Here is a 16,215-nt window from a genome sequence, read left to right as displayed (position 1 = left end):
AAAAATATGATATTTTAAAAATGAGTGGTTATTTAAAAATAATTTTTCTATAAATTTTAAATAATATTTTGGATAAATATTATTTAAAATCGTATATTTAAGCTTTAGCATATATCCTACAAATCTAGCCGAGAAAAGTAACAAATATTTGATTTTATTGCCGTCCCTACATTTTTAAATTCGATTTTATCTAACCAATTAACTTGATCATGAACAAGCTTCAAGCGGGACTTCTGTTCTTTCTTAGTGCTGTTGCTATAAAAAGCAATGCACAAAATTTATTAAACCTCAATGAATGGGTAGCCGGTACTGGCGGCATTACTGGTTTTTCCGCTAATGGTCTGGCGACTGAAAACGAACGTGAATGGGGAATTGGTCCGCAAGGCCAACAAGTAATTGTCTGGAAAGGAACACCGAGTGGAGACCAGAGCGGAGATGGAGGATGGAATTCGACCAACATTTCTATCAATCATCAGAAAACCTATCGTTACACAGCATGGATAAAGAAAACAAATTCTAAAACTGGAACTACTTATTTGGGTTGTGGCGGAGCAGTTAATTCACTCGCGGGAGTGGCTAATAATAACCCTTACTTTTGGTATGGTAATCTTCCAGAACTGGATCGTTGGTATCTATTGGTAGGATATGTGCACGGTTCCAATGATCCATCAACTGTAAGTTCAGGTGGAATTTATGATGGTGTAACAGGGAAAAAAGTTCTTTCGACAACTGACTATAAATTCGCTCCTACTGCGACAACTACCTATCACCGCTCCTATCTATTTTATGACACAAATACAGGTGACCGCCAATATTTCTATGGGCCTAGATTGGAAGAGGTCAATGGTAATGAGCCTACCATCAGTTCCCTTTTAGACAATCCGGTTGGTGCTGGTGATTTTTACTTTTCAGGAAAAGTCGGTATCAAGACACAGATACCGGGGGATTACGATCTGGTGGTTAATGGCAAGATCCGTAGTCAGGAAATTAAGGTAGAAACTGCTGGCTGGGCTGACTATGTATTTGAAGAAGATTATAAACTTCCCACATTGGCTGAAACTGAAAGATTTATCCAAAAAAAACGGACATTTACCGGATGTCCCAAAAGCAAGTGAAGTAGAAGCAAATGGTATTTCATTAGGAGAAATGAATAAAGTACTATTGAAGAAAATAGAAGAGCTAACCCTACACTTTATAGAAAAGGATAAAATATTAAAGCAAGTGATTGAACGTCTTGAAAAGTCAGAGACGTCCTTAGCTACCGTTCTGAATGAGCAGTCAAAGAAAAGTCGTTAACTAAACTTTGATTGTTAAAATAAACTATCCTACCGCTTATGAACAAATATTGACCTAGCGTTCGATTCGATAAAGAATTAAGTCGGCTATCCGAACCACATAAGCGATCATATGCATTACTGTTACAATTAAACACGAATGAAAAACAATATTCTCTTACTTGCTTCTATCTGGCTGATGGGATTAGGTCTCTCTGTCAAAGGACAAGTGATCAATAAGGGTACGTCAATCGTCCCTAAAGTAATTTCCAAAAGCCCCCAAGCGGCAGCCTTGGGAACTTACGGTTTAAAATCCATCGATCTGTTCACAGGCAAACCTGAAATTAATATCGATCTCTATACAATTAAAGTTGGTGGTTACAGTTTTCCTATAAAACTCAGTTATAATACGGATCTGGTCAAACCAAACGAGCATCCTGGTATTATGGGACTTGGATGGTCTCTTGTAAACGGTGGGGTGATTAACAGAAGTGTTAATGGGGGCGTTGATGAGTACCTGAGCAACCAATCGTTGTTCACTCGAGCCTCTTATTATGACGATTATAGCGTATTGAACCGACCAAATTGGTATACATCGACATTTTTGGATACTCTTGAAGCCGGTATACGACAGGCATTTCCAGGGGGACCTTATAAAGAACGTGCTTTCCCTTCGCCTGATCGATTTTCCTTTAGCGTAAATGGCTTGAACGGTAGCTTTTATAAGAACCATCTCGGAAAGTGGCAGGTGACATCAAACAGGAATATTGATATACAGGTCGTTGATAGTATCATAAGCAATTACAAAGTAACCGAGAAATTATATTCCGAATTTAATCAGGTAATAAATCCAGAGGTTAAGCGGATAATCTACGGATTCAAATTAACAGATGATCAAGGATATCAATATATATTTGGAATGCAGCCCAATTCAATTGAATTTTCGGCTACCCCTGATCCCTCAGCAACCTCCGCTAACGAAGATCTCGTAGCAAATTCTTGGCATCTGACAAAGATAATCCTACCAAATACAGGACAAATCATTGACTTTCAATATACAAGCGATCAGCGAGCCATTTTAAAATATTATGCTGCCTATGCAAGCGGGAATACTAAAGTAGCAGGATATGAACAAAAGTATTCAAGAGAAGCCAATAGCATTGTTAAAAACCTACAGGTATATCTTGCCAAAATCAAAACGGACGAAATTGAAATCAATTTTTACCAGAGTCTTTCAAATGATCTTGACTACACATTTCCCACACCCAACTCCCCTGAAGGTATGAGATTATGGAAGCCATATATGGATAAATATGGTCCTCACGGTAGTGACATCGTTAATACCTACCCCACGAAGAAACACTGGTATAAACTAGATTCCATGGTGGTGAAATCCTTATTGTCAAACGAACGTTTGCAGAAGAATGTTCCCTCTTATCTTGAGAATCCAACAACCCGGCTCTTTTTGACCGGACTCAACATATACGGTAATAATAACCAAGATTTAAAGCAATATAGTTTCGGATATACGGATACCAAGCTTCCAGCCTATGGCACAATGGAGACGGACCATCAGGGTTTTTATAATGGGAAAAACTTTTTTAGTTCGGTGCGACCAGACGATAACGGATATTACACTTTTGCACAACTAAACACGTTATTTCCAAAATATAAGGATCCAAATACCTTGTCCATTAGCAGCAAGGGATATCTGAATATGATTTCTTATCCGACTAAAGGAACAGATATGCTCGTATATGAGCAAAATTCTTATTCGAAATTTGTTGATCCCGATTGGACTAATGCCCTTTTTGGGATAACAAAAAATCAAATTAATAAGAATGCCAGCGGATTACGGATAAGAAAAGTCATTTCCTATCCCAGAGACAGTCTTAAAGTATTAACCCGGGAGTATTTCTATGTGAACGATCTTATTGCGGGAGATACGCTATCCAGTGGTGTACTTTCGGGTGAACCTGTCTATTTTGAAAAAGCAACTGATAGCTCCGAATTTGAGTACTTTAAGTTTCGCGTAAATCCTATACTGATTGATAACTCCACTAATGGAAATCACATTACATACACCAGAGTATACGAGAAAGATGACACAGGAAGTTTAACGGAATATACTTTTACCAATCAAGATAATGGTTTTGGTGATAAACCGGCCAACATAATCAAGAGCAATACACTGGTCAAGAACGGCGCAGACAAAGTCATTCTAATGAATCAGCTGAAATTTGGTTCCCTGGAACATGAGCGAGGACAACCTCTCAGGATTCGCTACTTTGACGATAAGAAAAAATTACTAAAAAAAGAAACTTATGAATACCGCGGTAAGACTGTTACTGCCAATACCGGTATGAGAGCCGTCGATTATCAGTTCGAGTTCTTTGGGCAACCTGATAACTACGGTATATTTACCGACCTATCCAACTATTTTGAAAGTAGAAAAATGTCTGCTTATGATATATATACTTATCATTCCTATCTAAAGTCAAAGAGTACCGTAGAGTATGGTGTTATAGCTGGTGATTCTATTGTTACAAGCTTAGATTACCGTTATAATGATGGGGCTACGCATCAACTGAAAAACGTTACCCGAAACGGTTCAGATGGCAAGGCTACTAGAGAATCTTATCTTTATCCAACGGATTTTCAGGGACAAAATATCTATCAGGCCATGGTTGCCAGAAATATGGTCAGTACGGTTGTAGTAGACAGTACAATAGTCGGAAATGTGCTCGCTAAACAAACACGTACCAATTATGGATCTTTTACTCCTGTAACAGATAAAACACTTCTATTACCATCCTCTGTGGAACATAAAATTAAAAATGGCCCTTGGATCACCGACTATACAGTCAATGTATATACACCGAATGCTGAAATAGCAGAAATAAAATATCCCAATAATGTAGTGGAAACCTATCTTTGGGGTTATCAGTTTAACTATCCAATCGCCAAGATCCTGAGCAACGGCACAAATTATAACGCTGCATTAACTCTTATGGCCAATGGCTGGACTGTAAGCAACAGTCCGAGCCTGAGTGAGTCAGCTCTGAGTTCAGCATTACTTAGTTTAAGAAATAAGTTGAAAGCAACAACTAGTCAGCTCTGGACCTATACTTATAAACCAGAAATAGGTATGAGCAGCGAAACTGAACCTTCGGGAGAAAGTACTTTTTATGATTATGACTCATTCGGCCGCTTGAAGCATATCAAAGAGCTCAATGGACATATAAAAAAGTCCTTTGAATACGTATATAGCAATAAATCAGCTAGTAAAATGTATCGTAGTACAAAAAAATCACAGGTATTTACAGTATCATGTCCCACAGGACAAGTTGGCGACCAGATCACATACACCGTTGATTCCGGAGCTTACTATTCCTTTGTGAGCCAACTTGAAGCAGATAAACAGGCTCAAGACGATATCAATGCGAATGGACAGAAATATGCTAATGGAACAGGAGGGTGCAAAGTTATAGTCAGCTCCACAAATATCGGTCTCGATACTCATCAGGTTCAGGGCTCATTGGTCTTTGTAAGCACGGACAATTTCTCGTACCGTTTTCAAAACCCGGGAATCAATGCCACACTGGCCCTGCCCGTTGGAAATTATACATTGAAATTTGGAACTCCCGGAACAAATGCACTTTTTGATATTAATGGACAAAATCTCAAACTCGTAGACCTTCAAGCGGGGGGGGAAGCTTTGTTGGGTAATTATTACATTGGTGCTCCTTTTTATATCAAGGCAAGTACTACATATTATAAAAACGTAGCCATGAGCCAGAATTTTACTAAAAATGATTGTCCAAGTGGGCAACAGGGAGAAGTAATTGCTTATTCCGTACCTGCAGGATCCTACCTGTCACTTATTTCTCAAGCAGATGCAGACCAAAAAGCGACGGCAGAGATCAACGCCAATGGACAAGTCAGGGCTAATAACATTGGTACCTGCAAAACTTTTGTTTCGGTAAACTTTCAGCGCTATTCGAGCATCAATAATTTTAATCCAGTAACCGTAGAGTTCGTCCCCTCAGGAAAGAGTTCAGGAAGTAGCTACACATTTCCTTCGACCAACTCCGGCACTATAAATGAATCGATCGCAACGGGAAACTACATACTTAAATTTACTACACCAACTTCGATTCCATTTCCTGTTCAGATCACATTAAATGGCAGTAATATCGGAACTGTTCCTTCGGGTCAGACCAGTACTTCTATTTCGGTCAGTTTAGTCCAGGGAATGACGTATAGTTTAAAAATTAATGTTAATGATCTGTAAAAACCCAATAATAATGAAACGATATTTAACATTGCTATTTGTTTTGATGGGTTCGTTCCTACACTCGCAAGCACTCAAAAACGATACAACACTTAGTGCTTACAATAACCAGAGTATTATCCAGGCGTTGAGAAGTATTACCTTGACTAATGGCTTTCATATTCCAATTGGCAGTAATGTTATCCTGTCCATTGCATCTTTTCCTCAGCTGGTGAGCCAGCCCAGTAAAGATCAGAACTATGTCCTGACAAGAACCTTCCGTAAATCCGGTGTCACACCTGCGGCCTTCAACGTTGTACGCAATATAGGTGAAGAAAATCAGAGCATTGACTATTTTGACGGGCTTGGACGTGGTTATCAATCTATTCAGCTGATGGCCAGCCCCAGTTATAAAGATATCGTACAGCATATCGAATATGACGCGACGGGAAGAGAAAGTGTTAGATACCTTCCCTATGCCGAGCAATTCAGTGGCAACGGAGCATTCAAAACCGCAGCCAAAACAAACCAACTAGCCTTTTATAAAGCAGCAGGAAGCTGGGATACATCCGCAGTAAAAACACCCAATCCTTATGCGGTGACAATATTTGAAAACAGTGCGTTGAACCGGGTGAAAGAAAAAGGAGATGCGGGCGCCATCTGGCAGCCGGATGCCACAGGAACCGGGCATACAGTCCGTACGGACTATGGCAGCAATGTTGACAGCGAACCCGTGAAACTCTGGAAAATAGATTATAATACTGCAGGTAAACCCATCGGCGCAACGAGTTCTGGAAGCTTTACTAAGGGACGGCTTTACAGGACCACGGTAAAAGACGAAAACTGGGTCAGCGGGAAAGCTGGAACTGCGGATGAATATAAGGATTTTGAAGACCGTATTGTATTGAAGCGTGTTTGGAAAAGTAATACAGCCGCATTGGATACATACTATCTGTATGATGATTTAGGTAGCCTCGTTTACGTAATGCCTCCGGCTGTTTCGGTGTCCAAATTCACTGAAGGAGACCTTCCATTCAAGAATTACATCTATGCATATCATTATGATGACCGCGGCAGAGTAGTAGAAAGAAAGATTCCAGGAAAAGGCTGGGAATGGCTGGTCTACAATGTGAGCGATCAATTGGTGATGAAGCAGGATTCAGTTCAACGTCCTAAAAACGAGTGGACTTATAATAAATATGATGCCTTCGGAAATATCATTGAATCAGGCATATATATAAATACCAATATCACAACACGTAAAGCCGCGCAGGATACCATAGACAATTATAAATATAAAAATGTAGCTTATTATTTTGAAGAGCGGACGGATAGCACAGAATATAGCAATCGCAGTTTTCCAGGTAATGCGGGGCGAAAAATCCTTATCACGAATTTCTATGATAACTATACATTTAAGGATAATAATCTCACTGGGCTTGGAGCGGGCGGAATTGTTAAGAGTGACAGAACCAAGGGACTACTTACTGCTAGCCGAGTCGCTCTGGACGACGGACAAGCGCCTCTATTGACTATTTATTATTATGATGATTATGGGCAGATAATTCGTAGCGCAGCCCAGAATCAGCTTGCGGGTACGGACGTGGAGACCAATACTTACTTATTTAGCGGAGAGTTGAAAACGAGTGAACGGGTACATCGCATTGCGTCCAATCCTTCAGCAACGACGATACTAACAACAAATGAGTACGACCACGTCGGTAGATTGATTGAGACCAAGAAAAAGATGAATACCCTTGCCGAAATCTCCCAGAACAAACAATCCTATAATGAAATCGGTCAGTTGAAACAGAAGAATTTCCATAATTCCACAACCGGGGCTGTACAGGAAATTGTTTACGGCTATAACGAACGTGGTTGGACCAAATCAATTAACAATCCGTCAAATGTCACATCAAAGCGAATATTTGGTCTAGCGCTGACATATGGTGATAAGGCGGATAGTTATAACGGCAATATTGGATCCATGACTTGGAACACCAAGTCAGCTACAATGCAGCCTGTCCAGACTTATACTTATACCTACGACAAACTTGATCGCTTGATTAAAGGGAGTTATAAAAATGCAGCAGCAACTTCTCCCGCAAATAAAAAGAATTTCTACGATGAAGAGCTGGTATATGATGACTTGGGAAATATTGACAGCCTCCGCAGACGTAATGGTAGTAGCAGTACATGGTATAATGATTTTAAGTACAGCTATTCCGGGAACCAGTTATTAAGTATCGCCGACGGCGGCAGTGCGGCACGGAACAATACTTTTGTCTATGATGGTAACGGTAGTGCGGTGTCAAATCTCCGCTTAGGGATCACAAAAATTGAATACAATTATTTAAATTTACCCAAAAAGCTTATCAAGGGAACCGATACTTTGTACTATAGCTATGATGCTACAGGACAGAAACTAACAAAAAAGCTAAGAAATGCTGTGACCCAATATATTGATGGCATTCAGTATAAGAATGGGACCATTGAGTTTATCCAGACAGAGGAAGGGCGTATACTTCCAAATGGTAGCTCTTTTATTTATGAATATTTCCTAAAAGACCATCTGGGGAATACACGGGCAGTAGTCGACAATAATGGCTCGGTGAAGCAGATTCAGGATTACTATCCTTTTGGTATGGAAATGAACCAAGGGAACGCATTGAACAATTCCAACCTGTACAAATATAATGGAAAGGAGAAACAGGTAGAGCTTGGACTCGACCAGATGGACTACGGGGCAAGATTCTATGATGCAGAAATTGGCAGATGGAATGTGGTTGATCCCTTAGCAGACCAAATGCGTAGGCACTCTCCCTATAATTATGCTTTTGACAACCCTATCAGATTTATTGATCCAGATGGAAGAGGGCCGTTTGATCCTCCTACTAAGAAACAACAAAGAGTGGCTGCAGGGGTGATTGTGGGGGGAGCTGCGGGAGGAACATTGGCTGCTGGTATTATCGGAGGATCTTTAGCCGTGGGTGGGGCCGTTGCCGGGGGAGGAACTGCAACAATTGTCGGTGCGCCAGTAGGCTGGGTACTCGGTGGAGCAATAGCTGGAGGCGGACTCCTCGTTGGGAGCTTGGTCGCAGTCTATGAGAATTATACTGAAAGTAGAGCTGCAAAACCAAGCCGTATTGTTCTTAGCCAAGGAAAAACAGAAAAAAAGGCTCCGAATCCTAATGGTGCTAAAGGAAAACCTGATCATCAGGAGAAAGTACAGGAATTGGCTAAAAAAGCAAAATCTGAACATCCTGACAAACAGGTTGTTACTGAAAAAAAGATCAAATCAGAAGGCTCAAATAGGAGACCTGACGTACAAGTCGTAGATCCTAAGACAGAAAAAACAACAAAAGTATACGAAGCAGAGCGAAGACCTGAAAGTAAAAGGAATAAAAAGAGAGAAGCAGAGTATGACCGTTTAGGAATAGAACATGAAACACATAAAGTGGGGGGTAAATAGATATGAATTTAAAATTTTATTTCAATAACCATGAAATTCAAAAATTATTTGAATTTCTCATTTCAATTCAAGGTAAATTAATTCCTGATTTGCTATTTGGGGATTCAAATTATCAATATATAGAAAAATATGAAGAATTTGATTCAATTTTAAGATATCAAACAATTCATTTTTTTTTAGTTAGTGATTCATTCCAATTTGAAAGGTTAAAAGTAGCAGAAAATGAATATATAAAAGAAGGCAATAAGTACTTTATAATTCAACGTAAAGGAGGTCCCTATATAGATTTATTCTTTTATCGTGGATTTTCCGACGATGCAGCCGTTAAACATAAGAGTTCCGAAATAGATATATACAGCAAATTTATTCATGTAGATAGCTATGAAGAGTTTAAAGCAACGGAAGAACTGATCGTATATTATAAGTTTATTGTAGATTATATTAGGAAAAGGAGTAAAAGAATAAAAATCGGTACAAAAAAACATTATATAGGCTTAGAACTATTGATTGATAAAGATTTTTTAGAACAAAATAAGATAACATTATGATTACGTAATCTCCAAAAATGGAGATATCTGTTGAAACATCGGCATCAACCTAAATCATTATGTAACTTATTCTAATAGGGATTCCAGTTATTAGAAACTTAACCGAAATCCTTGTTTTGATTTATAGATGGGTAAGTCCTTCCATGTACGCTCCTTGAAAAACTTAAGAAAAAGTATTCGGAGACTATAATTAATAGAAATATCTGTAAATGGAGTCTGTAATGTAAATTGTATCAATGGAATATTCAATAAGATTATTTATTTTCAATTATTTAAATAACACAATTATGAAAGAAAAAGACTCGATTTTTCGTTAGTGTTTACTTTTAAGGAATTCAAGCGGGCTTCGTCGTTTTAAACGCTTCAAGGCTGAAGCCATATAAGGTCTTTACGAAAGTAAAAATTTGTCTCCAATAATGGCGTTCTAACGCCGTTAATGAAGCATCTGCTGGATGGAGAACTGGAATACCACTTTAACGATGAGAAAGCTCCGGGCAATAACAACCGGCGAAATAACAGGGCAAAAAAAAGAGAGTCCGAGGTTCCAATACCAGAACTTGTGAGCTGGAGGCAGGCTAGGATAGATCGAGAACTTTAGAACCTAAAGTAGTACCTAAAAGATTATTAATCGTCACTGAACAGCTTGAGAGACACGTGCTGAACATATATGCCAAAGGATTGAGTACACCTGCATTAAGTGAGTTTATCCGCGAAATTTATGGTATGAAGATCTCTACTACTGAAAAATCTCGTATTACCGAAAGTGTTCTCCCAGCAGTAAATGAATGGAGTAGTAGGCCCCTGAAAGCTGTTAATCCCTTTGTATTTCTGGACTGGAACTGGTGAATCAAGGGCTATCTATAACATATTGGGAGTCGGTATGGACGATAGATAGATCCGATCGGCCTTTATCGTCCAGAAAACGAGAGGCCCAAACTTCTGGCTTTCGGTGCTTACCGACCTTAAACAGCGTGGTGTTGAAGACATCCTTGTTACTTGTATAAATGATCAAAAAGAGTATCCCGAGGCTATAGAAGTTATTTTTCCAAAAACAAAGATCCAGCTATGTATTGTTCACCAGATCAGAACAAGTGTGCATTATACAAGCGAAAATTATAACATGCTAGTAATAGAGAGCCTAAAGCTAGCCTATAAGCAGTGAACGAATAAATGAGATATGTGAACCTGCTGTCATTCGAAGGAAAATGGGGTAAGAAAGACTCCCTTCTGTCAAATCCTGGGGGGATAACTGGACTAATTGTAATCTCTCTACTTATTTCGAGTACGAGGATCAAGTTCGCAAGGAAATATACACCACCAATCCGATCGAAAGAATGCTCGGTCAGATATAAAAAATCATTAAGTCCAACGGAGCTTTCATCTCCGATCAGACGCTAATAAAATGATGTATCTAATCATAAAGTATATCGCAAAAAAAGACGATGCCAATACATAACTGGGGCTTGATCATATCCCAACTTTATTTTAGATTTTAGAAAAGGCTCAAATTAGAATGTGCTTTTTAAAGTTTAATCCTATGACACGTTTTGAGTTATACTCCCAGTACATAATTATTAATTGACATTTATTACGTCTCAATCTCTTCGTCAAAATATGACTGGAGGATCCGACAGAAAAAATCTATTTTTCTTAAAATTTTCGAACAGGCAGTCCTAGAATGTGTACCAAGACCTATATTTAATGGCCTCGAAAATAGTCTCATTTATCAATCAACAGTTACTGCTCTATTTCATAGACATTTCTCACGTAAGATTAAGATATAGGTTTTGTTTATACACATTTTGCTATTTCTCTATTTTTAAGGTTGCTATTATACGATTAATTTCTTTCAGCTCTTCAACGATCTCCGGTGAAGCAATGCTAACAGTATCAATAGTATAACTACAATAGATTATTTTATTGTAATCCGCGAAAATCCAATTAAAAATTGTTAAAGCATCACCATTATTTTCCGATGAGGAGATATAATAGAGATATTTGTGCCCAACATCATTTCTCAAGACACTTCCACCATTCTCTTCGCATAGGTCTACCAAATACTCTTCGCTATTAAAACTATTAGATTCTATTTCTAATGGCGTGATTCTAAAGCTTCCTGTTTGTTCAGTATAGAAAAGATACGTCCCCTCTTCCTCTTCGACATAAATCAAATTAATAGGATAACTAAACTTTATCCATCCTTGATTAGAAACAAACTGATTATATTTCATATATCGTAAATTATATTCGAATTGATAATTTAAGATAAATAAAATTATTTCTGTCTCCAATCTCAAAGTTCGAAAAAGATCGTTATTAGCTCTTGATTATGGCAAATTGGCTCTTTTTTAGGACTTTTTTTATGGTACTGTGTTTCTTCCTCTATGACATACCATTATAGAAGTAAATGCCTGTGGAGTACATAACTCAGCGATTTTAGCTTGATTTGCAGGCACCCGTTTATTCCCAATTTTTCTTTCTAACCTGTCCATATCTACGGCGACCCTATTGTCCAATAATTTCGCTGAATGCTGTGTGGTTCTGATATTAAGTATGGCCGAGCTTTTGGAGACTGTTTCTATCGGAACACTATTGGCAAGTGTGACGGAGGTAGCGAAAGTATGGCGTGATTTGTGGAAGGTCAGTTCTTGGGCAATCTCACACAAGTCAGCTATTTCCTTAAGATAACTGTTCATTTTCTGATTACTCAGCGCAGGAAGCACCATATCCTTTGACACACATGCTGGCTAGTCACGATACCGTTCAATAATTTCATGTGGCTTGGACAATAGTGGAATATTTGACGAAGTTTCAGTTTTCTCTCTGCTTGAGAAGATCCAGAGCTTTCCGTTCACGCCCCTGCAATATCGGCCCATTTTTGTTTCTTCACATCTGCATAGGACAATCCTGTGTAACAGCAAAAATACGAAGATATCACGCACATGGGCAGACCTTGGTATCTTGAACAACTTTTACTATTCTCCGCAGTTCAGCATTTTCAGAAACTCTTCTCTTTAGCTTTCGCCTTGATCTTGTAGAATGCAATTGGATCCTCCGTTATCCATCTGTGCGCAATACAGATCTTGATGATCTTGCGCAGGTGCTTCATGTATTTCGCTGCCGATACTGCTGAACATCCCATCATAGCTCGCAGAAAGAATTCATACCCGCTGACAAATGCATGGCCGATCTTTCTTGTATCAATATCCAGCGACCTGTATTCTTTTTCAAGATATCCACAAATATGTAATAAAGAGGTCTCATAACCTTGGAGCGTATTGGGTTTGAATCCAATTCCCAACAATGCTTCCATCTGCATATTATGTTCCCTAAATACATCAAGGAGTTGCTTTCGTTTGATATCTTTTCCCTGACACCTAAGTTTGATGGATTCTGCCGTAATTTCTTCTCCTGCCGCTATCATAGCCGTATGGATAGTACTTACTTTACTTACAAGTGTATCAAGGTAACTGTTCAGGGTTTTGACAGTTTCGGTGGTACCTTTTACCCGATTGGCTTTGGAATTCCATTTTGATGGCTCACATTCACGTCCAACCGAAGTCTCCTTTGGTAGGCCGTCGACTGTAATCCGCATGTAGATTGGCTTGGGGCCACTAACATAATTTTTTGGTTTCTTCAAGTAGAAGAGCAAGGAATAATTTGTACTCATGACAACATCATTTAAGTGAAACAAATGTAGCATTGCAACTAAAACGGATCAAGGTTTAACTTTTGAATACACTGATTTTCAATTAATTAAGCCGTTACCAGTGAGTAAGTGTACTAGATGAAATGACTCACTGAATGACTCACTTTTTTATTGGGAATTTTTAGAAGTTTTGTAGTTACTGAAAAACAAAAAGCCTGCAAATTAAACATTTGCAGGCTTTTGTATGTTTTGACTTTTAGATGTGTAGCCCGTAGGGGAATCGAACCCCTGTTTCAAGAATGAAAATCTTGCGTCCTAACCCCTAGACGAACGGGCCGTTTTCTGTTTCGGTGTGCAAATATAGAAATATTTATAAATGTGTCAAAATTTTTATCTTTTTTTTATTCATTTTTTTTGAAATAGATCATAAAACCCTCTAGAATAGCTATATTTAAAGTCATTGAAAAAGTAACCAACATGACTAATTTAAAAAAAATCAAAAAACCGCTACTCTATGCCGGACTAGGCTTGGCTTTATTAAGTCAGGAAGCCTATGCTCAGAAATCGAGTGCAATCGCAGATCAACTGCAACTCACCTGGAAGGTCAAAGACGGAGAGAATATCCGTAAAAATCCGGTTTCTACCCTAATTTTAAAAAACAAGGGAAAAAATGCTGTTCAACTCAACGACTGGAGCCTTTGGTTTAATTTTATTCGCTCTATTGATCCCGATAAGGTCGACAAACGTTTTGCGATAGACCACCGAAACGGGGATCTCTTTCAGGTTAGCTTTAAGAAAAATAACTTTTTATTAAATGCGCAAGATACGGTCCACATCGATTTTATCACAACCGGACTGGTCAATTATACGGATGGGCCAATTGGTCTATACCTAAAAAATAATAAAACTGGGCTTGCAACAAATATTTCGGATTATTCTGCTGTTAAAATCGCTCCCCAGTCGGACGCTGAAAAAACAGATTACTTTGCTTATAAATACGACCAAAACAAGCTTGTAGAGGGGACAGCAGCACAACATATCATTCCCTTACCAAGTAATATCATCATAAAAACTAACGAGAAATTCAATCTACCGACAGGTACAAAACTTTTTGTCGATAAGGATTTTGCGAGCGAATCGGCCTTTCTGACAAACTTTTTTTCAGCATATTCAGGTATCAAGCTAACGGCTTCATCTAGCCCTCAGGGTGGCATCGAGATTGTCAAAGCAAATAACTTAAAGCCAGAATCCTATCACTTGACGATTGGTGCGAAAGGTATACGAATAGAAGCTTCCGATAAAGCCGGTGCATTTTATGCCATACAATCTTTAAAATCGCTGATCAATCACAGTCAATGGAATAAAGCCACAAAATCAATCGCTTTGCCATACGGTAACATTGAAGATAGCCCACGCTATGGCTACCGTGGATTTATGCTGGATGCTGCCCGTAATTTCCATAGCAAAGCCGAGGTTTTGAAAATATTGGATCTCATGGCTTCTTACAAGTTGAACAAGTTCCATTTCCATTTCATTGACGACGAAGGTTGGCGATTGGAAATTCCTTCTCTACCTGAATTAACGGCTATCGGAGCCAATCGTTCGGCTAATTTTGAAGATGGAAAAGCGATACAGTCTGCTTATGGTTCTGGAGCGACCGCCAAAACCCATCAATTCTACAGTGTTTCTGACTATATCGAAATTTTAAAATATGCACAGGCAAGACATATCGATGTCATACCCGAAGTAGAAACTCCTGGTCATGCGCGTGCAGCGATTAAAGCAATGCGTGCGCGTTTTGCGCATTATTCAAAACTTGGCGATAAACAGAAGGCAGAGGAATTCTTGCTGGACGATGCTGAGGACAAGTCCGTTTACAACTCTGCACAAAACTGGAATGACAATGTCATGAACCCTGCCCTACCTTCAACCTATCACTTTCTGAGCAAGGTGATCGATGAAATCAAAGCAATACATGATCAAGCTGGAGTTCCGTTGAAAATTATCGATCTGGGAGGCGACGAAACGCCAAGTGGTGTTTGGGGGAAATCGCCAAAGGTGTCGGCCTTTATGAAGGAGAATAATATCGCCAATGTACTCGATGTATGGCCACTGTATATTGCCAAAATTAATACCCTTGTTCAAGAAAAAGGATTGACGATGTCGGGATGGGAAGAAATGGGTATGCGCAATAAAGGAAAAGGCATGGTTGTAAATGCCGATCTGGGAAAATCCGGCATCCATTTGAATGTATGGAACAATCTCCCTGGCCAAGGACAGGAAGACCTCGCTTATCGATTGGCAAATGCTGGTTATAAAGTTGTTTATACGAGTGCTGCAAACAACTACCTCGATATGTCTTGGGACCGTGACTTTGCAGATCCAGGACACAGTTGGGTAGGCACGGTTAATCTGAATAGAACTTATTCGTTCTCTCCTGAAAATTTCTTCATCAACCTACGGAAGGATGATACTGGAAAAGATCTTAAACCAGAGGCTTACACCAACAAAGAACAGCTTACAGCCGAAGGGAAGAAAAATCTTCTTGGTATTAAAGGTGCTTTATGGGCGGAAAAGGTATCCACTGACCAACGTCTTGAGGAAATGATATTCCCACGTTTGATAGCGATTGCTGATCGCGCGTGGGCACCCGAACAGGCCTGGGAAAAAGGGGATTCTTTCGACGAAGCTACTTATCGCAAATCGTATACCGCCTTTATCAAAAAATTAGGTGAGGATGAATTGAAAAAACTGGATAGGGCAAATGGGGGCTATACCTATCGACTTCCAAAAATTGGAATCAAGAAAGAGGGCAGCCAACTCCTTATTAATACCGATTATCCTGGTTTCAAAGTCTATTATAGCGACAACGGAAGTAACCCAACATTAAAATCAAAACTGGTGAACGGTCCGATACCTTTCCAGAACGGAAAAAAATACTTATTTAAAGTATTTGATGCCAAAGGACGATCAGGTGATGTGATCAGCTATTAATTCAT

Annotated in this window: 8 protein-coding genes, 1 tRNA gene and 1 pseudogene; 7 read left to right on the top strand and 3 right to left on the bottom strand. The window is 39.1% G+C overall.

The genetic code is table 11. The features are described 5' to 3' along the window. Positions 1-209: 209 nt before the first annotated feature. The 5 genes and pseudogenes from AAH582_RS00460 to AAH582_RS24830 all read left to right on the top strand — a co-directional run bounded on the left by AAH582_RS00460 (position 210) and on the right by AAH582_RS24830 (position 11,063). The gene (locus AAH582_RS00460; RefSeq protein ID WP_343320908.1) at positions 210-1,115 is read left to right on the top strand and encodes a hypothetical protein; all 906 of its coding nucleotides are present in this window, start codon (positions 210-212) and stop codon (positions 1,113-1,115) included. A gap of 319 nt (positions 1,116-1,434) precedes the next feature. After that, on the top strand, positions 1,435-5,568 hold the full coding sequence (locus AAH582_RS00455) for a DUF5977 domain-containing protein (RefSeq protein WP_343320907.1): 4,134 nt from the start codon (positions 1,435-1,437) through the stop codon (positions 5,566-5,568). A 13-nt stretch (positions 5,569-5,581) separates the two neighbouring features. Beyond that, positions 5,582-9,019, top strand: a complete 3,438-nt coding sequence (locus AAH582_RS00450) for an RHS repeat domain-containing protein (RefSeq protein WP_343320906.1) — start codon at positions 5,582-5,584, stop codon at positions 9,017-9,019. A 2-nt stretch (positions 9,020-9,021) separates the two neighbouring features. After that, positions 9,022-9,567, top strand: a complete 546-nt coding sequence (locus tag AAH582_RS00445; protein ID WP_343320905.1) for a hypothetical protein — start codon at positions 9,022-9,024, stop codon at positions 9,565-9,567. Positions 9,568-9,944: 377 nt separating this feature from the next. Beyond that, positions 9,945-11,063 (top strand): annotated as a pseudogene (locus AAH582_RS24830) (IS256 family transposase). Positions 11,064-11,372: 309 nt separating this feature from the next. Here AAH582_RS24830 and AAH582_RS00435 read toward each other — a convergent pair. Then, positions 11,373-11,798, bottom strand: a complete 426-nt coding sequence (locus tag AAH582_RS00435) for a DUF3805 domain-containing protein (RefSeq protein ID WP_343320904.1) — start codon at positions 11,796-11,798, stop codon at positions 11,373-11,375. Positions 11,799-12,120: 322 nt separating this feature from the next. On the opposite strand from AAH582_RS00435, the gene AAH582_RS00430 reads away from it, so the two are divergent. After that, positions 12,121-12,255: a hypothetical protein gene (locus AAH582_RS00430; RefSeq protein WP_343320903.1), complete on the top strand. Its 135-nt coding sequence runs from the start codon at positions 12,121-12,123 to the stop codon at positions 12,253-12,255. Positions 12,256-12,565: 310 nt separating this feature from the next. Here the strand turns inward: AAH582_RS00430 and AAH582_RS00425 are convergent, their stop codons facing one another. Together AAH582_RS00425 and AAH582_RS00420 are read right to left on the bottom strand one after the other, a co-directional pair. Continuing rightward, positions 12,566-13,237 carry a phage integrase SAM-like domain and Arm DNA-binding domain-containing protein gene (locus AAH582_RS00425; RefSeq protein ID WP_343320902.1) on the bottom strand — a complete coding sequence of 224 codons (672 nt, stop codon included), beginning with the start codon at positions 13,235-13,237 and terminating at the stop codon, positions 12,566-12,568. Between the two features lie 244 nt (positions 13,238-13,481). Further along, positions 13,482-13,553, bottom strand: a tRNA-Glu gene (locus AAH582_RS00420). A 140-nt stretch (positions 13,554-13,693) separates the two neighbouring features. Here AAH582_RS00420 and AAH582_RS00415 point away from each other — a divergent pair. Next, positions 13,694-16,210, top strand: a complete 2,517-nt coding sequence (locus AAH582_RS00415; RefSeq protein ID WP_343320901.1) for a family 20 glycosylhydrolase — start codon at positions 13,694-13,696, stop codon at positions 16,208-16,210. The last annotated feature ends 5 nt before the right edge of the window (positions 16,211-16,215 follow it).

The organism is Sphingobacterium multivorum (assembly GCF_039511225.1).
Taxonomy (GTDB): domain Bacteria; phylum Bacteroidota; class Bacteroidia; order Sphingobacteriales; family Sphingobacteriaceae; genus Sphingobacterium.
The sequence above is the reverse complement of the archived record's forward strand: the minus strand, read 5'-3'. Positions and strand labels throughout refer to the sequence as shown.